Below are 19,320 nucleotides of genomic sequence, written 5' to 3'. Positions count from 1 at the left end.
AAACCGGGCAGGGTCAGCGTGCCCGCCGGTCGCGTCGATGCCGGTCCCGCATCGCGCGGACCGCCTCCCGATCGCCCAGCGTCTCCAGTGTGTCGGCATCGATGCCGGGCGGCTCGATCCCCGGTCCCACGGACGGCTGCCCGCGCTCGAGTCGAGCATCGGCGTCACGCTGGCGGGCAGCGGTGACGGCCACCCCCGCGACGGTGGCGAGCAGCACACAGAGCAGCGCGCCCGCCACCCCGACCAGATCCTGCCGACGCCCGACCACCAGCATCGCGAGCAGCCAGAACGCCGCCAGGGCCGCGACCACCGCCACGGTCCGTGCGTCGGATCCTGGGAACCGTCTCACCCGTCCAGAATGTCGGAGATTGCCGATCTGTCAACAGCAGCCAGCTTCACCACGCGGAACAGCTGACAAACAACAGCTTGCCGGATGGGCGGCGGGTTGCGACAGTGCCGGGCAAGTCGGAAATGCGCCTTTCCGCGCGGGCGGACACACACCACCGGCTCGGTCAGCCGGCACCGAGCCGTCGCGTGCCGGGCAGATGGGTGATGCCCCAGGTGGCGATGCTGTCCAGCACCGGCGCGAGGTCCCGGCCGCGTTCGGCCAGGTGGTACTCGTACCGCCGGGGACGCTCGCTGTAGAGGTGGCGTACGACGATTCCGCACTCCTCCAGCCGACGTAGTCGGTCCGCGAGCGTGTTGGTCGGCACCGCCTCGGCCGAGGCCGCCAGGTCGGCGAATCTGAGCTCGCCACGGAACAGCAGGTCACGCACGATGAGCAGGGACCATCGGTCGCCGACGAGGTCCAGCGTGCCGGCGATCGCGCAGTCCGAGCGGGACGCCGGGTTCCGGGTCGATGACATTCGCACCTCCGAGTCGCTTGCGATTTACAAGTTACCTCCCTAGGGTCACTTGCAAAACACAAGTGACTTGGAGGGGTCCGTGATCGTACCCGCGCGTACCCGGTCTTCCTGGTTGTCGGGTCCACCCGCGATCGTCGCCGTGGGCTGGTTCTGCGTCGCGCTCGCGGCGAGCGCCCTGGGTGCCTTCCGCACCCCACCGGGCGACCCGCCGGTGGCTCTGGCCCTCGCCGCCGGGGTCCCGCCGCTGACCGTGCTCGTCCTCGCCGTGTGCTCGTCACGGTTTCGCGCCTGGGCCCGCAGCCTCGAGCTACGGTTCCTCACCCTGTTGCAGACCTGGCGGGTCGCGGGACTGGCGTTCCTGGCGCTCGCCGCCGTCGACGCGCTGCCGGCTGGCTTCGCCCTGCCGGCCGGTCTCGGCGACGTGGCCATCGGGCTGACCGCACCACTGGTGGCGGCCTTCGTGGTCGACCGCGCCAACCGGGTCTTCGTCGCCTGGACGGCCCTGGGCATCGCCGACCTCATTCTCGCCGTCACCCTCGGCGTCCTCTACTCGGCCAGTCCGGCCGGTCTGCTGCGCGCCGATCTCGACACCGGACTCATGTCCACCCTGCCGATGAGCCTCGTCCCCGCCTTCGGTGTCCCCATCACCCTGGTCGCCCACCTGCTGTCGCTGATCAGGCTCTCCGGGCGCTGAGCGTACGCCGCACCGACCGCCGGATGGTGGTGCCTCGACACGGACGGCTACTTTCAGTGCCACACGAGACACCGAACCGTAGCGAGGTTGCCAATGGGTGTAAGCCTCTCCAGCTCCCGGTGGCGCTCGGTGGCCACCACGGCGGCGGTCGCGCTGACCCTGCTGCTCGGTGCGGCGGCCGGCTGCGACAGTCGGAAGGAGCCGGATCTGCCGTCCGTGCAGGAGAAGCTCCGCGAGTCGCACATCTGGGGCCAGCCGGTCCTACGGATCGGGGTGGCCGACGACGAGCCGCTGATGGGTGAGATCCGGGACGGCGACCACGTCGGTTTCGACGTCGAGATCGCCCGGTACATCGCCGCTTCCCTCGGCTACGAGGGAGAGCACCGACTGGAGTTCGTGGCGGTGTCCACGGAGGACCGGATCCCGGCCCTGCAGGGCGGGGTGGTGGACCTGGTGGTCTCCAGCTTCTCGATCACGGAGGAACGCAAGAAGCTCGTCAGCTTCGCCGGGCCGTACTTCGTGACCACCCAGGAGGTGCTGGTGCCGACCCGGCACAAGGACACCATCCGCACCATCGAGGACCTGCGGAACCCGACGTACCGGATCTGCACCAGCGGCGGCTCCACCACCGAGGCGGAATTGGAGAAAAATCAGGTCCGCACGCTTGTGGTGAAGGACGTCTGGGACTGCGTCAAGGGCATCCGGGCCGGCAAGTACGACGCGGTCAGCTCCGACGAGACGATCCTCGCCGGCTTCCTGGCCCGGTACCCGACCGAGTTCGAGATCGTCGACATGCCGTTCGGCACCAGCGAACTACTCGGCGTCGGCGTGCCGATCGGCGACCCGGCGCTGCGTGACCTGGTCGCCTACTTTCTCGACAAGAGCTACCAGCAGGGACGCAGCGGAGAGGCCAGTCCGTGGCTGACCGCGTACAACCGCACGTTGGGGCCGTGGCTGCGGGACGAGAAGCGGCAGCCGCAACCACTCGACGTACCGAGGCTCGTGGACTTCGACGACAAGGCACCGCAACGATGAGTGCGGCACCCGCCACCACCGCCGACGAGCCGGGCACCGACGGTCCACCGCCGCCCGTGCTGCGGACGGCCGCGCCGCCACCGGGGTTGCCGATCCCGGCGGGGCGGACCGAACCCGACCCCGGCGCGCTGCGGACGGAGGCGGCCGGCGGCTGGGATCAGGTGGAGCGGCGGGCCCGCGCCAGCCAGTCGTTCTGGACGGCGGTGGTCGGCGTACCGGCGATCTTCTCGGTGCTGCGGCTCGGCATCGAGGCCGGCGGAGAGTTGCAGACCACCTTGCTGCTGGTGGCCAACGTGGGCCCGGTCAACCTGCTCGCCGGCTTCCTCACCACGGCGGCCCGCCTGCTCTCCACCGTGCTGGTCGCGGTGTTCGCGCTCGGCGGGGTGCTCGCCGCCAGCGGTCATCCGCTGACCCGCCCGCCGCTGTTCGCCCGGTGGACGCAGATCACGCCGAGCTGGTTCGTCGCGGCGAGCTTCCTGATGGCGCTGGTGACCTGGCCGCTGCTGTACCTTCCGCTGCTGCTGCCCACCTTCGCGGCGGCCTTCCAACTCCGGCCGGAACGCCTGCACGAGCGCCCCGCCGTCCGTACCCTGATCGTCGTGGCGGCGTACGCCGGCTACCTCTGGCTGCTCGTGCCAACGCTGCGCGACGCCTGGCGGCAGGGCGAACCGCTGCCGATCGTGCTCCTCGTCGGACCACCGCTGCTGGCCCTCTTCGTCGCCGGACCGCTGCCCAGCGTGGTCATCCGGCCGCTCGCCCCGGTGACCCAGCTCGCCGTGCTGGTGGTGCTGGTCTGGGCGGCGCTGCCGGTGATCAGTACCCCGGTGCTGCCGCTGACGGTGACCACGGTCGGCGAAGCGGGCGCGACCTCTGTCGACGCCACCGAGGAGATCCGTGGACACGTGGTCACCACCGACGACGTCAACATGGTGATCCTGCAGGAACGCGGCGGGGTGCGGTACGTGCCGGTCGACCAGGTACGCGGGCAGGTGCTCTGCCCCTCGGAGGAGGAACTGCCCCGGTACCGGCTGCGCATCCACGACTTCCACGTCGAGGACTCGCTGCTGGAGGGGCTGGGCCGGCGGGTACGCCCGGTCCACCGGGTGGACGCCGCCTGCCGCTGAGCCGGCGGCGGCAACGCGTCCGATCGGGTGAAGGGGCGAGTCAGTAGGACTTGTCCTGGCTCAGCACGTGTTGGGCGACGAAGTTGAGGATCATCTCCCGGCTGACCGGGGCGATCCGACCGGCCCGTACCGCACCGAGCAGGGTGGCCACGCCGTACTCGGTGGTCATGCCGGCGCCGCCGAGCGCCTGCACGGCCGTGTCGACGGCGAGCGCGGCGGCGTCACCGGCCGCGTACTTCGCCATGTTGGCGGAGACGGCGGCCTCCAGGTCGCGGCCGGCGTCGTAGAGTGCCGCCGCCTTCTGGATCATCAGCCGGGCCAGCTCCACCTGCACCGCCGCGTGCGCGAGTGGATGTGCCACTCCCTGGTGGGAGCCGATCGTCCGGCCGCCCCACACCTTCCGGGTCGCGGTGTACTCCGAGGCGCGTTCGATGGCGTACCGGCCGGTGCCGGCACCCATCGCGGCGACCGTGATCCGCTCCGGGTTGAGCCCGGCGAACAGCGCCGGCAGCCCGGCGTCCAGCGACCCGCCGACCAGCGCGTCGGCGGGCAGCCGCGCCTCGTCCAGGTAGAGCAGGAACTGGTTCTCCGGGGAGACGATCTCCATGTCCAGCTTGGACCGGGTCAGCCCGGCCGCGTCGGTCGGCACGATGAACAGCGCCGGCTTCAACTTTCCTGTCGAGGAATCCTCGGTCCGGGCCACCACCAGGACGAACTGGGCCTCGTCGACGCCGGAGATGTAGCACTTGCGGCCGGACAGCACCCAGTCGTCACCGTCGCGGCGGGCCACCGTGGCGAGGCGGTGGAAGTTCGAACCGGCCTCCGGCTCGGTGATCGCAAAGACGATCTTCTGGGAGCCGTCGGCCAGCCCGGGCAGGTGGCGTTTGCGCTGCTCCTCGGTGCCGTGTCGGTTGATGACGGTGGCCGCGATGGCGGGGGAGACCACGAGCAGCAGCAGCGGGCAGCCGGCGGCGGCCAGCTCCTCGCAGACGATGGCCAGCTCGGTGATGCCGCCGCCCCCGCCGCCGTACTCGGTGGGGATGTTGACGCCGAGGTAGCCGAGTCGGCCGGCCTCCTGCCACAGCTCGGTGGTGTGCTCGCCGGCCTTCGCCTTGTCCACGAAGTACCGGTGGCCGTACCGCCGGCCCAACGCCCGCACGGCGTCGCGGAGCTGGTCCTGCTCGGAGGTGAGATCGAAGTTCACGACGGCGACTCCTCATCGGGGGTGACCACGGCCAGCACGGCGGCCGTGTCGACCTGACCGCCGGCCGGCACCGGAAGCTCGGTGACCAGACCGTCGGTGGGGGCGAGCACGGGATGTTCCAGCTTCATCGCTTCCAGGGTCAGCAGCAGGTCACCGGCGGCCACCCGCTGACCGACCTGGACGTGCACCCGGGCCACCGTGCCGGGCAGCGGCGCGAGCAGCGACCCGGCGGCCAGCTCCGCGGTGGGCAGCGGGAGACGGGGCAGCTCCGTCAGGCTCGTCGCCCCGTCCGGACCGGCCACGAAGACCCGCGACCCCACCCGGTGTACGCGGTAGGCCCGCCGCACCCCGTCGACATCGAGCACGACCCGCTCCGGGCACGCCTCGACCAGCTCGACGGCCAGCGTCGCCGGCCCGGTGTCGGTCCCCGAGGCGGTGCCGGCGGAGGCGGCGGGAGAAACCGACCACTCGGCGAGGCTGCCCGAGCGGTCCAGCCGGTAGCAGGTCTCGATCTCGTCGCCGTCCGCGCCGGCGAACCGGACGACCTGCGGGAAGGCGGGCACATTGCGCCAGCCCGAGGGCAGGCCGGCCAGCACCGGGGCGGTAGCCCGGCGAGCGGCGGCCGACGCCAGCGCGGCGGCCAGGGCGACCAGGGGCACCTCGGCGGCGGGCAGGATCGGCTCGAAGACCGCAGGGTGCCGGTCCAGGAAACCGGTGTCGATGTCGACGGCGGCGAACTGCGGGCTGCGCAGGACGCGGACCAGCAGATCCCGGTTGGTGGCCACACCGTGCAGTTCGGCGCGGGCCAGCGCACCGGCCAGGGCCCGGGCCGCCTCCGCGCGGGTGGGTGCCCACGCGATCACCTTGGCGAGCATCGAGTCGTAGTGGATGCTCACCGCCGACCCGTCGACCACGCCGGAGTCCAGGCGCAGGCCGGGTGCGGCCAGCGGCCCGAACTCGGCCGCCACGCCGGGTACGGCGAACCGGTGCAGGGTGCCGGTCGCCGGTCGGTACCCGTGCGCGGGGTCCTCGGCGCAGAGTCGTACCTCGATCGCGTGTCCGGTGGCCGGTGGCGTCGCGGCCACCGGCAGCGGTGCCCCCTCGGCGACCAGCAGTTGCAGCCGCACCAGGTCCAGCCCGGTGGTCAGCTCGGTGACCGGGTGCTCCACCTGGAGGCGGGTGTTCATCTCCAGGAAGTGGATCTCCCCGTCGGGCGCGAGCAGGAATTCGACCGTGCCGGCCCCGACATAGTCGACCACTCGTCCGGCGGCCACCGCCGCCGCGTGCAGCCGCTCCCGCACCTCGTCGGCCAGGACGCCGGGTGCCTCCTCGACGATCTTCTGGTGACGGCGCTGGATCGAGCAGTCCCGCGCGCCCAGCGCCACCACCGTCCCGAGGCTGTCGCCGAAGATCTGCACCTCGACGTGCCGGCCCCGTTCGACGTACCGCTCGATGAAGACCGTGTCGTCGCCGAACGCCGACGCCGCCTCGCGGCGCGCGCCGGCCACGGCCTCGGTGAGCCCGGCGGCGTCGCGGACCACCCGCATGCCGCGCCCGCCGCCCCCGGCGGACGCCTTCACCAGCACCGGGAAGTCCGTCACCTGCCCCGGGTCGGTCCAGGTGGGCAGCATCGGTACGCCGGCCTCGGCGAGCAGCGCCTTGGCGGCCAGCTTGTCCCCCATCGCGGCGATCGCCTTCGCGGGCGGGCCGACCCAGGTCAGGCCCGCGTCGGCGACCGCCGTGGCGAACTCGGCGTTCTCGGCGAGGAAGCCGTAGCCGGGATGGACGGCGTCCACCCCGCAACGGCGGGCCGCGTCCAGGATGAGATCGATGCGCAGGTACGTCTCGGCGGGCGCGTTACCGGGCAGCCGGACGGCCTGGTCGGCCTCGGCGACGAAGGGCGCGTCGGCGTCCGCGTCCGAGTGCACGGCGACCGTCCCGATCCCGAGCGCCCGGCAGGTGGCGAAGACCCGACGGGCGATCTCCCCCCGGTTTGCGACCAGCAGCTTCCGAATCACCTGCTGTATCTCCTCTCGTTCGCGACTGCGGGACTCCGCTTCGCTGCGTTCCTCGCGCTCACATCCGGAAGATGCCGAAGCCGTCGGCGCCCTGTACCGGTCCGCTGTGGACGGCCGAGAGACACAGGCCGAGCACGGTACGGGTGTCCCGCGGGTCGATCACCCCGTCGTCGTAGAGCCGACCGGAGAGGAACAGCGCGCCGGACTGGGACTCGATCTGCTGCTCGACCATCATCCGCATCGCCGCGTCGGAGTCCTCGTCGAACTCGTGGCCCCGCGCGGCGGCGGCCTGCCGGGCCACGATGGACAGCACCCCGGCCAACTGCGCCGGCCCCATCACCGCAGACCTGGCGTTGGGCCAGGTGAACAGGAACCTCGGCTCGTACGCCCGGCCGCACATGCCGTAGTTGCCCGCGCCGTACGAGGCGCCCAGGTTCACCGTCAGGTGCGGCACCGTCGAGTTCGACACCGCGTTGATCATCAGGGCGCCGTGCTTGATGATGCCGCGTTGTTCGTACTCGGTGCCGACCATGTAGCCGGTGGTGTTCTGCAGGAAGATCAGCGGGGTGTCGGCGGCGTTGGCGAGCTGGATGAACTGCGTCGCCTTCTGCGCCTCCTCGCTGAACAGCACACCCCGGGCGTTGGCCAGCACGCCGACCGGGTACCCGTGCAGTTCGCCCCAGCCGGTGACCAGCGCGGTGCCGTAGGCCGGCTTGAACTCGTCGAACTCGCTGCCGTCGAGCACCCGGGCGAGCACCTCGCGCGGATCGAAGGGCACCTTGAGATCGGCGCTGGCGATGCCCAGCAGCTCCTCCGGGTCGTACTTCGGTGCTCGCGGCACCGGGTTGCGCGGCGCCGGACCCCGCTTGCGCCAGTTGAGTCGGCGTACGCACTGTCGGGCCAACCGGATGCCGTCGCGCTCGTCGACGGCGAGGAAGTCGGCCAGGCCGGATTTCGTCGCGTGCATGGCCGCGCCGCCCAACGACTCGTCGTCGGCGTCCTCACCGGTGGCCATCTTGACCAGCGGCGGCCCGGCCAGGTAGACCTGCGAACGGTCCCGGATCATGATCGTGTAGTCGGACATCCCGGGCACGTACGCGCCACCGGCGGTGGCGTTGCCGAAGACCACGCTGACCGTGGGGATCTTCTCGGCCGAGAGCCGGGTCAGGTCGCGGAACACCCGGCCACCCGGAATGAAGATCTCCGCCTGGGTGGGCAGGTCCGCGCCGGCCGACTCGACCAGGTTCACCATCGGCAGCCGGTTGGCCAGGGCGATCTCGCCGGCCCGCCGGGTCTTCGCCAACGACCACGGGTTCACCGCACCACCGCGTACCGTCGGATCGTTCGCGACGACCAGACACTCCACGCCCTCGACCACGCCGATCCCGGTCACCACGCTGGCCCCGACCGGAAAGTCGGTGCCGTACGCGGCGACCGGCGACAGTTCGAGGAACGGGCTGTCCTGGTCCAGCAGCAGCTCGATGCGCTCGCGGGGGAGCAGCTTGCCGCGCCGGTGGTGCCGGGCCACGTACTTCTCGCCGCCGCCGGCCCGGGCGGTGTCGAGCGCGGCGTCCAGCTCGGCGAGGCTGTCCAGCAGCGCGTCCCGGTTCGCGCGGAACGTCGGCGAGGACGGGTCGATCGCGGTGTCGAGTGTGCTCAAAGGCCCATTCCCTTCGCGATGATCTCGTTCATGATCTCGGTGGTGCCGCCGCCGATGCCGAGGATCCGGGCGTCGCGGTAGTGCCGCTCCACCTCGGCGTCGCGCAGGTAGCCGAAGCCGCCGTGCAGTTGCAGGGCCTGGTCGACGACCCGGTCGGCGGCCGAGACCGCCACGTTCTTCGCCATCGCCACCTCGGTCACCACCGGCTCGCCCGCGGCCACCCGGGCGGCCACCTGGTGCACGTACGCCCGCGCCGCCTCGGCCCGGGTGTGCATCTCGGCCAGCCGGTGCCGGACCAGCTGCCGGCTGGCCAGCGGCCGGCCGAAGGTCGACCGGTCGCGACACCAGCTGACGGCCAGCTCGACGCAGCGCTGCGCGATGGCGTACGCCTGGGTGGCCAGGGAGAGACGTTCGGCCGCGAACTGCTGCATGATCGCGAGGAAACCGGTGTCCTCCTCGCCGATCCGGTTCGCCACCGGCACGCGTACGTCGACGAAGGAGAGTTCGGCCGTGTCCGAGCAGTGCCAACCGAGCTTGTCCAACCGTCGACCCACGGTGAAGCCGGGGGTGCCCTTGTCGATGACCAGCAGGCTCAGCTCCCCGCCGCCCGGTACGCCGGTACGGACCGCGGTGGTCACGAAGTCCGCCCGGACTCCGCTGGTGATGTAGGTCTTCGCGCCGTTGACCACGTAGTGGTCGCCGTCGAGGCGGGCGTGAGTGCGGATGCCCGCGACGTCCGAGCCGCCGTCGGGCTCGGTGATGGCCAGCGCGCCGATCATCGAACCGGCAAGGGTCGGCCGGACGTACCGGTCGATCAGGTCGTGCTCCCGGCCGGTCGGGTCGACGCTGCCGGGGGCGTCGCCGGATCGTCTGGGGAGTTTGCCGCCCGAGCCGGCCCCCGCCGCGGCGACCATGTGCGGCAGCGCGATGCCGTGCGTGAACAGGGCGGCGACCAGCCCCGACGAGCCACCCGAGCGGATGATCTCCTCGGTGACGATGATCGAGTCGAGCAGGTCACCGCCGCTGCCGCCGACCGCCTCGGGAAAGCCGATGCCGAGCAGGCCGGTCTTGGCGGCCGTCGCGTGCAACTGGCGGGGCACCTCGCCGGCCCGCTCCCAGTCGGCCAAATGCGGCAGCACCTCCCGGGTCACGAAGGCGCGGGTCAGCTCCCGCAGCTGCCGCCGCTCGGGAGTGTCCACGATCGTCACGACCGCACCTCCCGGCCGACCGGTGCGTCGCCGGCCGCCGGTTCGACCGGTAGGTCGACGATCCGCGAGCGGAGCAGCTCGCCGAGGGCCTTGGCCTGCGGGTCGAACCGGGTGGAGGCGGCCACCCCGGCGCCGAGCAGTCCCCGGATCACGAAGTTGACGGCGCGCAGGTTCGGCAGTTCGTACCGCTCAACGGTCAACGGAGCGGTCTCCGGCAGCAGCTCCGCCAGCCGCGCCACGGTGAGCCAGCCACGCAGCCAGGCCCAGGTCGAGTCGGTACGCGCCCAGACCCCCAGGTTCGCGTCGCCGCCCTTGTCACCCGACCGCGCTCCGACCACCTCACCCAGCGGGCCCCGCCGGGTCGGACCGGTCGCCGCCGGCCCGGCCACCTCGGCCGCCGGCTCGCCGACGACCGTCCCGGTCACCGGCGGCGGATCGATCGGCATCCGGGTGCCGTCGGGGAGCACGGCGACGTGGTCGACCGCCGCCTGCGGCACGGCGTCGGCGGTGAAGACGCCGTACGGGGTGGCGTCGCCGGGCAGGGTGGTCAGGGTGCAGCCCGGGTAGGAGGCCAGGGCCAGCTCGACCGCCGCCGCGGAGAACGCCCGTCCGGCCCGCGTCCGGTCACCGTCGCGCAGGTGCACGTGCAGCAGCGCGCTGGCCGTCTCGGTGTCGGCGGCATCCGGGTGGTCGGTACGGGCCAGGGTGAACTCCAACCCGTCCGGGCCGACCGCCCCGGTCAACTGCTCCCGGACCAGCTCCGCCTTGGCCGGGATGTCCAGCCCGCAGAGCACGAACGTCATGGAATTGCGGAAACCACCGAGGTTGTTCACGCCCACCTTGAGCGTGTCCGGTGGCGGGGTGCCCCGGGTGCCGCTGACGAGCACCCGGTCCGGACCGTCCTGGCTCAGCCGGACCGAGTCGAGCCGGGTGACCACGTCCGGGCCCAGGTACGCCGGCCCGCCCACCTCGTACAACAACTGCGCGGTGACGGTCTCGACGGTGACCGCGCCGCCGGTGCCGGGATGCTTCGTGAGCACCGCCGAGCCGTCCGCGCGCAACTCGGCGACCGGAAATCCGGGTCGCCGCCCGCCGTCGGGCAACTCGGTGAAGAAGCTGAAGTTGCCGCCGGTGACCTGCGCCCCGCACTCGATCAGGTGCCCGGCGACGGTGGCGCCGGCCAGCGCGTCGAGGTCGCCGCGCCCCCAGCCGAACCGGTTGATGGCCGGGCCGACGACCAGCGAGGCGTCGGTGACCCGGCCGGTCACCACCACGTCCGCCCCGGCGTCGAGGCAGGCCGCGATGCCGAACGCACCGAGGTAGGCGTTCGCGGTCAGCGCGTCCGGCCGGGCCAGGGCGTCGCCCTCGACGTACCCGATCCGGACGGGCAGCCCGAGCCGGTCGGCAAGGGTGCGGATCGCGGCGGCCAACCCGGCCGGGTTGAGTCCACCGGCGTTCGTGACAAGCGTGACCCGCCGGTCGAGCGCGGTGCCGAGACAGCCCTCCAGTTGCCGGAGGAAGGTCTTCGCGTAGCCCAGATCGGGGTCCCGCATCCGGTCCCGGCCCAGGATGAGCATGGTCAACTCGGCCAGGTAGTCACCGGTCAACACGTCCAGCCCGCCGCCGTCGAGCATCTCCCGCCAGGCGGAGAACCGGTCACCGTAGAAACCGGAGGCGTTGCCGACCCGCAGCACGCCGCTCATCGGCGGCACCCCCGGGTCGCCGTCGCGTGGCCACGTCGCGCGTTCACGGCTGCGCTCCCGACGCTGTCGTGCGGGGAGCGCGGCCGGTGCCGGGCGGGCCGGCGAAGGCCTGGGCGACGTCCAGCCACCCGTCGGCGACCGGCCCGGTGGCGACCAGAGCGGTGTCGGCGCGGTGCCGGCGCCGGGTCACCAGCAGGCAGAAGTCGAGCGCCGGACCGGTCACCCGGTCGGTGGCGTCCGCCGGGCCGAAGGTCCAGTTCTCCCCGCCGGGTGCGGTCAGCTCCACCCGGACCGGCACCGTGGGCACCGCCCGGCCGTGGGCGGCGAAGCTGTGCCCGACGGTACGGAAGCCGAGGTAGGCGATGTGTCGCAGCCGGTCGGTGGTGGCCCGGGTGACGCCGAGCGCCTCGGCCACGTCCTCGCCGTGCGCCCAGGTCTCCATGATCCGGGCCGTCGCCATAGAGGCCGGTGACATCCGGGTTCCGTACCAGGGCAGCTTCTCTCCGGCGGGCGAGGCGGCCAGGGCTGTCGCGAGTGCCGACCGGCCCTCCCGCCAGCGGGTGAGCAGGACGGCGGGCGGGGCGAGGAAGGCCACCGCGCCGTCGTCGACCAGCCGGCCAGGGTCCGGTGCGGCGGTCACCGAGGCGTAGAAGGCGTCGGTGTCGGTCGCGGCGAGCCGGGCCACGTGATCCGTCCAGGCCAGGTGGGCGATCTGGTGGGCGATCGTCCAGCCGGCCGCCGGAGTTGGTCGCTGCCACTCCTGCGGCGGCAGCGGCGCGACAAGCGCGTCGAGCTGCTCGGACTCGGTGGCCAGATCCGTGAGCAGGGCGGTCAGGTCGACCATGGTGCCTCCGGGCGGGTGGGGCCGGTCAGGGAGCGGTGTCGGTGGCGGCGAGCAGCGCGGTCAACTGGGTCTTCCAGACATGCAGCAGCGCGGTGCGGCGGGTCGAGTCGTCGCTGAGCAGGTTGGCCACGCCGAGCCCGCGCAACAGGTCCAGGGTGGCCTGCACCGCCTCGCGTACGCCGGGGCGCCGCTCGTCCACCCCGAGCAGTTCGACGGTCAGCCGGTGCATCTCCCGACCGATCCGGGCTTCCAGCGGCAGCAGGGCGGTCCGCAGCTCGGCGTCGGTGCGTGCGGCCACCCAGAGTTCGAGGGCGGCGACGAAGAGCGGCCCGGTGAAGGCGGCGGCGAGCAGGTCCACCACCCGGTCCAGCCGGTGGGCGTCGGCCGGCAGGGCGTCGGCCTCGGCCCGCAACTCGGCCGCTCGCCGCTCGGTGAGGTGCCCGACGGCCGCGGTCACCAGGGCGGTCCGGGTCGGGTAGTGGTGCAGTTGGGCGCCCCGGGAGACGCCGGCCCGAGCGGCCACCACGGTGGTGGTGGTGCCGGACCAGCCGTGCTCGACCAGGCAGTCGACGGTCGCCTCCAGCAACCGGGCCCGAGTGGCGCGACTGCGTTCCTGCTGGGGCACGCGGGTCGATGCGGCGGGCATGCGGACAGCCTGCCGTCCACGAAACAAACAGTCAAGACTGACTTTTTAAAGAGCCACGAACGCCTGCGCGGTGCCGACGAAGGTCCGCCGGCACCGCGCAGGTGAGTTGTCGTCGAGGGTCAGACGCGCGCCCGGCGGGCCAGACGCTCCGGGTCGAGGATGATGATGCTCTTGCCGTCCAGGCGGAGCCAGCCGCGCGAGGCGAAATCGGCGAGAGCCTTGTTCACCGTCTCCCGGGAGGCGCCGACGAGCTGGGCGATCTCCTCCTGGGTCAGGTCGTGCGTCACCCGCAGCACGCCGCCGTCGCGGGTGCCGAAGCGCCCGGCCATCTGGAGCAGGTTCTTGGCCACCCGGCCGGGCACGTCGGTGAAGATCAGGTCCGCGAGGGCGTCGTTGGTCCGGCGTAGCCTGCGGGCCAGCACCCGCAGCAACTGCTCGGCGATCTCCGGGCGGTTGTTGAGCCACGGCCGCAGCGCCTGCTTGCGCAGCCGGGCCAGCCGACTGTCGGTGACCGCGGTCGCGGTCGCCGTACGCGGACCCGGGTCGAACAGCGACAGCTCGCCGACCATGTCCGACGGACCCATCACGGCGATCAGGTTCTGCCGTCCGTCCGCTGCCCGGCGGCCAACCTTGATCTTGCCGGACAGCAGGATGTAGAGACTGTCGCCGGGCTCGCCCTCGTTGAAGACGACCTCGCCCTTGCGGACCTCGATCGTCTCCATCTCCTTGGCGAGCGCCTCGGCCGCCTCCGGGTCGACACCCTGGAAGATCCCGCTGCGGGCCAGTACCTCATCCATCGCGCACCTCCGGTTGCGCGTGCCGTCTGCTCGGCCTGGGTCCGCCGTCCGCTGATCCCTCGCGCGCCGACCAGTCTAGGCGCACGTGAGCAGGAATCAGAGGCGCACCCCTGGAATCTTGATCGTTGGGCGTAACGTGCCCGTCGTGATCACCATCTAGAATCCCGCGCCTGGTCAGGCCGGGAGCGGCGGGGCGAGGACCCGGACGTAGGGTCACCCCGTGCTGCCCGAGCCCCTGCTGACCACCCGGCGCGAGGACGAACGCGACATTCCGGTGCTTGTCTGGCGTGCCGGGCGACCGCTGCTGGCGGTCAGCTCCGCGCCGCTGGGCGGTGGCATCGGCGTACGCCGGTGGGTGCTGAACGCGACGGTGCCCATGTCGTACGACCGGAACGACCCCGCCGACCACCTGGCCGAGCTGGCCCGGGAGTTCGGCCTGGACGGGCCCGGGGTGGGCCTGCTGACCGGGGTCGACGTGGCCGAGGTGGCGCGGCGAACCGACACCGGCGTGCAGGTCTGGGCCACCGTCGGGCTCGGTACCCCGGTGCCGGCGGCGGCGCCGAGCGTGGCGGCACCGGCGCAGCCGGTCGGCACGGTGAACATCGTGGCGTACGTGCCGGCGCGCCTCGGCGACGCGGCGCTCGTCAACGTGGTCGCCACGGCCACCGAGGCCAAGGCGCAGGCGATCGCGGAGCTGGGGCTGCCCGGCACCGGTACGCCGACGGACGCGGTCGCCGTGCTCTGCCCACCGGACGGGCCGGTCAACGCCTACGGCGGACCGCGCTCCACCTGGGGAGCGCCGCTGGCCCGGGCGGTGCACGCCGCCGTGCTGGCGACGGGTCGCGAGACCGTCGTCCCATGGTCGGATCGGCTCCGGGGCTGAAACTACCCACCCGATCGGCGGTCGATTCCGCGATATCCGCCCGGTAGGGTCGCGCACGATGTACGCTGCCGCCCCCGCCACGCCCCGCCCCCGCCGCCACCCCCTCGCCGCGCTGGGGGTGCTGCTCGCCGCCCTGCTCCTCGCCGGCTGCGCCGGCACCGACGAGGGTCCGCTCTGGCAGCCCGGCACGGGCGGCGGCGAGGGGGCACCCGTCGAATCGGCCGCCCCCGAGGTCAAGAAGATCTCCCTCTCCGCCACCGGCGACATCGTGATGGCCATGGCGCCCGACCGGCTGCCCCCGAACAACGGCAAGGGCTTCTTCAACTCGGTGAAGAAGGCGCTCGCCGCCGACCTGGTGATGGGCAACCTGGAAGAGCCGTTGACGGTGGACACGGGCACCGGCAAGTGCGGTGCCAACTCCACCCGCTGCTTCCAGTTCCGGGCTCCGCCGGAGTACGCCGCCCATCTCGCCGACGCCGGTTTCGACCTGCTCAACCAGGCCAACAACCACGGGTACGACTTCGGGCCGAAGGGCTACGAGAACACCCAGAAGGCGCTGGAGGAGCACGGGCTGGAGCACACCGGCGCGCCCGACCAGATCACGGTCGTCGAGGTGAAGGGCGTCAAGGTCGCCGTCGCCGGTTTCTCGTCGTACCAGTGGTCGAACAGTCTCACCGACATTCCGGCCGCGAAGAAGGTGATCAAGAAAGCCGCCGACCAGGCCGACATCGTCGTGGTGCAGGTGCACATGGGGGCCGAGGGATCGGAGATGACGCGGGTGCGGCCCGGCACCGAGATGTTCCTCGGCGAGAACCGGGGCGACCCGATCAAGTTCTCCCGGGCCATGATCGACGCCGGGGCCGACCTGATCGTCGGGCACGGACCGCACGTACTGCGCGGCATGGAGTTCTACAAGGGCCGGCTGATCGCCTACAGCCTGGGCAACTTCGCCGGCGGCGGCAACTCGCTGAGCAACAACGGCCGACTCGGTTGGGGCGGCGTGCTCAAGGTGTCCCTCGAAGCGGACGGCACCTGGGCCGGCGGGTCCTTCACCTCCACCTACATGGACGGGGCCCGCAAGCCCACCATCGACCCCGACGACCGTGGTCTGGGGCTGCTCCGGGACCTCACCGAGCTGGACTTCGCGAAGACCGGCGCCCGGTTCACCGACTCCGGAAAGATCAGCCCGCCCGACGCGGACTGATCTCCGGCGGCACAGGCGTCCGAGCCGGTCGGACCGGCGACGTAGGCTGGCCGTCGTGACCAGAAGCGCTACCGAGACCGACCTGGGACGCACCCGTCGCGCGCGGCGGATCGGCCGTGTGCTGACCGAGACACACCCCGACGCGCACTGCGAACTCGACCACGGCAGCCCACTGGAACTGGCCGTCGCGACCATCCTGTCGGCCCAGTGCACGGACAAGAAGGTCAACGAGGTCACTCCGAAACTCTTCGCCCGCTATCCGACCGCCGCCGACTACGCCGGGGCGGATCGCGGCGAGGTCGAGGAGATGATCAAGCCGACCGGCTTCTACCGCAACAAGACCACCTCGTTGATCCAGTTGGGCCAGGCCCTGGTCGAGCGCTACGACGGCCGGGTACCCAACCGGTTGGCGGACCTGGTCACCCTGCCCGGCATCGGCCGCAAGACCGCGAACGTCATCCTCGGCAACGCCTTCGACGTGCCCGGCATCACCGTCGACACGCACTTCCAGCGGCTGGTGCGGCGCTGGGAGCTGACCACCGAGACCGACCCGGTCAAGATCGAGCACGAGATCGGCGCGATGTTCCCGAAGCGCGACTGGACCATGCTGTCGCACCGGATCATCTTCCACGGCCGCCGGGTCTGTCACGCCCGCAAGCCCGCCTGCGGCGCCTGCACCCTGGCGAAGCTCTGCCCCTCGTACGGCACCGGACCGACCGAACCCGCCGCTGCCGCGAAGCTGCTCAAGGGCCCCCGCGCCCGTGACCTCGCGACCGCCGCGGGAGTCGACCCCGAGCTGGTCCCGGCGCAGGCGGTGCGGGCGGAGGCACCGTGAACCGCCGGCTCGCGCTGCTGACCCTGCCGCTGCTGCTGGTGCTCGCCACCGCCTGCACCGCCGACCGCGAGGCCCCCCGGCCGGCCGGGCAGGGCACGGTGGCCGCCCGTCCCTCCCCGTTCGAGGGCTGCGCCGACCTCACCGAAGGCCCGGCCGGTCCCGGCGACGACGAGGCGACGGGTGACCCGCTGCCCGAGTTGACCCTCACCTGCTTCACCGGTGACACGCCGGTCGCCCTGCGGGACATCCGGGGACCGGCCGTGGTCAACATCTGGGCCTCCTGGTGCCCGCCCTGCCGCAAGGAACTCCCCGCCTTCCAGCGGCTGCACGAACGCGCCGACGGGCAGTTGCGGGTCATCGGGGTGAACACCCAGGACAGCCGCAGCGCCGCGCAGTCGATCGGCGAGGACTTCGGCGTACGGTTCCCGATGCTGTTCGACCAGGGCAAGGCGTTCCAGCGGGCCCTGGAACGCAGCGCGTTCCCGATGACGGTGTTCGTGGGTGCCGACGGCGGCGTCCGGTACATCGACACGTCGGGTGCCCTCGACGACGCCCAACTCGCCGAACTCGTCAAGCAGCACCTCGGCATCGCGGTACCGGCGTGAGCGAGGTGCCAGCCGGCGTGAGCCCGGGCCGGGAGGCGGCCGGCGCGTCACGGCCGGTGCCTGACTGGCTGGACCCGCTGCTCGGTCGGCTCGGCACCGCGCGCACCGAGGACTTCACCCAACTGCGTACGCCGGACCAGGGCGGCCGGGAGAGCGCCGTGCTGGTGCTGCTCGGCGAGGACGCCGCCACCGGCCCGGACGTGCTGGTGCTGCAACGGGCCGCGACCCTGCGCAACCACGCCGGTCAACCGGCCTTTCCCGGCGGCGCGGCCGACCCGGAGGACGCCGACGCCGCAGCCACCGCGCTGCGCGAGGCGAACGAGGAGGTCGGGCTCGACCCGACCAGCGTCACCGTGCTGGCCCAACTGCCGAGGCTGTGGATACCGGTGAGCGACTTCGTGGTGACCCCGGTGCTCGCCTGGTGGCACGCACCGCACCCGGTGGACTCCCGGGAGCCGGCCGAGGTGGCGCACGTCGCCCGGCTGCCGATCGCCGAGCTGGTCGACCCGGACAACCGGGTCCGGGTACGCCACTCGAGCGGCTGGGTCGGTCCGGCCTTCTCCGTACGCGGGATGCTGGTCTGGGGCTTCACGGCCGGGGTGCTGGCCGCGCTGTTGGAGATGGGCGGCTGGAGCCGTCCGTGGCCGCGCGGGCGAGTGATCGATCTTCCCCCGGTCGGCGCCGCACCCGCCCCGTCGGCCGGCACCGACGAGGCCGACGAGAGCGCCCTGCGCTGATCTGACCGTCACCTTCCGCAAGCGATCGTCTTCGCGTGAGCCCCCGCCCCGTACGCTTGAGCCGTGTCGGCCGTGGATCTCGTCCTGCTGTTGCTCATGCTCGTGTTCGCGATCAGCGGATACCGACAGGGGTTCGTCATCGGGGTGCTCTCGTTCTCCGGGTTCTTCCTGGGCGCCCTGATCGGCCTGCAGCTCGGCCCGATGTTCGCCCAGCAGTTCGTGGACAGCGGCACCCGGGTGCTGATCTCACTCGTCGCCATCTTCGGCCTCGCCGTGGTGGGCCAGGCGCTGGCCGGCTGGCTCGGCTCGCACCTGCGCCGCACCATCGCCAGCGACGTGGGACGGCGTGCCGACGACATCGGTGGCGCGTTCGTCTCGCTCTTCGCGGTGCTGCTGGTGGCCTGGCTGGTCGCCGTGCCGCTCGGCTCCTCCTCGCTGCCCTGGCTCGCCGCCTCCGTGCGGAGCAGCGCGCTGCTCAACGTGGTGGACCGGGTGCTGCCCGACCAGGCTCAGCAGCTCTCCACCGCGCTGCGCGACACCGTCGACACCAACGGCTTCCCGGACGTCTTCGACGGGTTGCGGCGTACCCAGGCCCGGCAGGTCGAGCCACCCGACCCGGCACTGGCCGGTTCCGAGGTGGTGAGCAGTGGCCAGCGCTCGGTGGTGAAGGTGCTCGGGTCCGCACCGAGCTGCTCGCGCCGGATCGAGGGGTCCGGCTTCGTGTACGCCGACGACCGGGTGATGACCAACGCCCACGTGGTCGCCGGCACCCGCTCGGTCGCGGTGGAACTGGGCGGCGACCGGTACGAGGGCGAGGTTGTCGTCTACGACCCCGACCGGGACCTGGCCGTGCTCTACGTACCCGGACTGCCCGGCCCGTCGATGCGGTTCGCCGCCGGGAACGCCTCCACCGGGGCGGACGCGATCGTGCTCGGTTTCCCGCTGGACGGGCCGTACAACGCCCAGTCGGCGCGGATCCGCGACGTCGACCGGATCACCGGGCCGGACATCTACTCGTCGGGGAACGTGAACCGGGAGATCTACACGATCCGGGCCCTGGTCCGCAGCGGCAACTCGGGCGGTCCACTGGTCTCCTCGAACGGCCTGGTGCTTGGGGTGATCTTCGCGGCGGCGGCCGACGACCCGAACACCGGGTTCGCGGTCACCGCCGCCGAGGCCCGCCCGGTGGCGCTGGCCGGTGCCGAACGCACCCGGGGCACCGACACCGGCGACTGCACCTGACGAGGGGCTGCCAGG

Annotated in this window: 19 protein-coding genes; 9 read left to right on the top strand and 10 right to left on the bottom strand. The window is 72.3% G+C overall.

The annotated features are described in order from the left end of the window. Positions 1-13: 13 nt before the first annotated feature. Together O7605_RS08140 and O7605_RS08135 are read right to left on the bottom strand one after the other, a co-directional pair. Complete coding sequence (locus tag O7605_RS08140; protein WP_269738592.1) at positions 14-349, bottom strand: hypothetical protein; 336 nt, start codon at positions 347-349, stop codon at positions 14-16. A 163-nt stretch (positions 350-512) separates the two neighbouring features. Beyond that, on the bottom strand, positions 513-866 hold the full coding sequence (locus O7605_RS08135; protein WP_269738591.1) for a winged helix-turn-helix transcriptional regulator: 354 nt from the start codon (positions 864-866) through the stop codon (positions 513-515). Between the two features lie 79 nt (positions 867-945). Here O7605_RS08135 and O7605_RS08130 point away from each other — a divergent pair, with 79 nt between their 5' ends. The 3 genes from O7605_RS08130 (at position 946) to O7605_RS08120 (ending at position 3,719) form a co-directional block, all read left to right on the top strand. Then, positions 946-1,560, top strand: a complete 615-nt coding sequence (locus O7605_RS08130) for a hypothetical protein (RefSeq protein WP_269738590.1) — start codon at positions 946-948, stop codon at positions 1,558-1,560. Positions 1,561-1,653: 93 nt separating this feature from the next. Next, the gene (locus O7605_RS08125; protein ID WP_269738589.1) at positions 1,654-2,595 is read left to right on the top strand and encodes a transporter substrate-binding domain-containing protein; all 942 of its coding nucleotides are present in this window, start codon (positions 1,654-1,656) and stop codon (positions 2,593-2,595) included. Continuing rightward, entirely contained in the window at positions 2,592-3,719 is a 1,128-nt protein-coding gene (locus tag O7605_RS08120; protein WP_269738588.1) for a hypothetical protein, read from the top strand. Before O7605_RS08125 ends, O7605_RS08120 begins: the two co-directional genes overlap by 4 nt. 40 nt (positions 3,720-3,759) lie before the next feature. Here O7605_RS08120 and O7605_RS08115 read toward each other — a convergent pair whose 3' ends face one another. From O7605_RS08115 to O7605_RS08080, 8 genes are all read right to left on the bottom strand, one after another. Beyond that, positions 3,760-4,923, bottom strand: a complete 1,164-nt coding sequence (locus tag O7605_RS08115; protein ID WP_269738587.1) for an acyl-CoA dehydrogenase family protein — start codon at positions 4,921-4,923, stop codon at positions 3,760-3,762. Then, entirely contained in the window at positions 4,920-6,941 is a 2,022-nt protein-coding gene (locus O7605_RS08110; protein WP_269738586.1) for an ATP-binding protein, read from the bottom strand. Before O7605_RS08110 ends, O7605_RS08115 begins: the two co-directional genes overlap by 4 nt. Positions 6,942-6,999: 58 nt before the next feature. Beyond that, positions 7,000-8,601 (bottom strand): acyl-CoA carboxylase subunit beta, encoded by a 1,602-nt coding sequence (locus O7605_RS08105; protein ID WP_269738585.1) that lies wholly within the window; start codon positions 8,599-8,601, stop codon positions 7,000-7,002. Further along, a complete protein-coding gene (locus O7605_RS08100) occupies positions 8,598-9,809 on the bottom strand; it encodes an acyl-CoA dehydrogenase family protein (RefSeq protein ID WP_269738584.1) in 1,212 nt (403 codons plus the stop codon). The genes O7605_RS08105 and O7605_RS08100 overlap by 4 nt, the downstream gene beginning before the upstream one ends. After that, positions 9,806-11,512 carry an acyclic terpene utilization AtuA family protein gene (locus O7605_RS08095; RefSeq protein ID WP_269738583.1) on the bottom strand — a complete coding sequence of 569 codons (1,707 nt, stop codon included), beginning with the start codon at positions 11,510-11,512 and terminating at the stop codon, positions 9,806-9,808. The genes O7605_RS08100 and O7605_RS08095 overlap by 4 nt, the downstream gene beginning before the upstream one ends. Before the next feature lie 43 nt (positions 11,513-11,555). Further along, positions 11,556-12,356, bottom strand: coding sequence for a TIGR03084 family metal-binding protein (locus O7605_RS08090; RefSeq protein WP_269738582.1), 801 nt, complete (start codon positions 12,354-12,356; stop codon positions 11,556-11,558). 25 nt (positions 12,357-12,381) lie between these two features. After that, entirely contained in the window at positions 12,382-13,002 is a 621-nt protein-coding gene (locus O7605_RS08085; protein ID WP_269738581.1) for a TetR/AcrR family transcriptional regulator, read from the bottom strand. A gap of 119 nt (positions 13,003-13,121) precedes the next feature. Next, on the bottom strand, positions 13,122-13,799 hold the full coding sequence (locus O7605_RS08080) for a Crp/Fnr family transcriptional regulator (RefSeq protein WP_013736306.1): 678 nt from the start codon (positions 13,797-13,799) through the stop codon (positions 13,122-13,124). 220 nt (positions 13,800-14,019) lie between these two features. On the opposite strand from O7605_RS08080, the gene O7605_RS08075 reads away from it, so the two are divergent. The 6 genes from O7605_RS08075 (at position 14,020) to O7605_RS08050 (ending at position 19,305) form a co-directional block, all read left to right on the top strand. Beyond that, a complete protein-coding gene (locus tag O7605_RS08075; protein WP_269738580.1) occupies positions 14,020-14,682 on the top strand; it encodes an adenosylcobinamide amidohydrolase in 663 nt (220 codons plus the stop codon). A 58-nt stretch (positions 14,683-14,740) separates the two neighbouring features. Further along, a complete protein-coding gene (locus O7605_RS08070) occupies positions 14,741-15,886 on the top strand; it encodes a CapA family protein (RefSeq protein ID WP_269738579.1) in 1,146 nt (381 codons plus the stop codon). 55 nt (positions 15,887-15,941) lie between these two features. Beyond that, complete coding sequence (nth, locus tag O7605_RS08065) at positions 15,942-16,721, top strand: endonuclease III (protein ID WP_269738578.1); 780 nt, start codon at positions 15,942-15,944, stop codon at positions 16,719-16,721. Continuing rightward, complete coding sequence (locus O7605_RS08060; RefSeq protein WP_269738577.1) at positions 16,718-17,326, top strand: TlpA family protein disulfide reductase; 609 nt, start codon at positions 16,718-16,720, stop codon at positions 17,324-17,326. Before nth ends, O7605_RS08060 begins: the two co-directional genes overlap by 4 nt. Before the next feature lie 5 nt (positions 17,327-17,331). Next, positions 17,332-18,063, top strand: coding sequence for an NUDIX hydrolase (locus O7605_RS08055; protein WP_269738759.1), 732 nt, complete (start codon positions 17,332-17,334; stop codon positions 18,061-18,063). A 63-nt stretch (positions 18,064-18,126) separates the two neighbouring features. After that, positions 18,127-19,305, top strand: coding sequence for a MarP family serine protease (locus O7605_RS08050; protein ID WP_269738576.1), 1,179 nt, complete (start codon positions 18,127-18,129; stop codon positions 19,303-19,305). The last annotated feature ends 15 nt before the right edge of the window (positions 19,306-19,320 follow it).

Source organism: Verrucosispora sp. WMMA2121 (assembly GCF_027460185.1).
GTDB lineage: Bacteria > Actinomycetota > Actinomycetes > Mycobacteriales > Micromonosporaceae > Micromonospora > Micromonospora palythoicola.
The sequence above is the reverse complement of the archived record's forward strand: the minus strand, read 5'-3'. Positions and strand labels throughout refer to the sequence as shown.

Bases quoted from the DNA above. Each gene is read 5' to 3' on its own strand.
- O7605_RS08090 (WP_269738582.1), bottom strand. From the start codon at position 12,356: ATGGTCGACCTGACCGCCCTGCTCACGGATCTGGCCACCGAGTCCGAG.
- O7605_RS08070 (WP_269738579.1), top strand. From the start codon at position 14,741: ATGTACGCTGCCGCCCCCGCCACGCCCCGCCCCCGCCGCCACCCCCTC.
- O7605_RS08135 (WP_269738591.1), bottom strand. From the start codon at position 866: ATGTCATCGACCCGGAACCCGGCGTCCCGCTCGGACTGCGCGATCGCC.
- O7605_RS08095 (WP_269738583.1), bottom strand. From the start codon at position 11,512: ATGAGCGGCGTGCTGCGGGTCGGCAACGCCTCCGGTTTCTACGGTGAC.
- O7605_RS08120 (WP_269738588.1), top strand. From the start codon at position 2,592: ATGAGTGCGGCACCCGCCACCACCGCCGACGAGCCGGGCACCGACGGT.
- O7605_RS08085 (WP_269738581.1), bottom strand. From the start codon at position 13,002: ATGCCCGCCGCATCGACCCGCGTGCCCCAGCAGGAACGCAGTCGCGCC.
- O7605_RS08125 (WP_269738589.1), top strand. From the start codon at position 1,654: ATGGGTGTAAGCCTCTCCAGCTCCCGGTGGCGCTCGGTGGCCACCACG.
- O7605_RS08080 (WP_013736306.1), bottom strand. From the start codon at position 13,799: ATGGATGAGGTACTGGCCCGCAGCGGGATCTTCCAGGGTGTCGACCCG.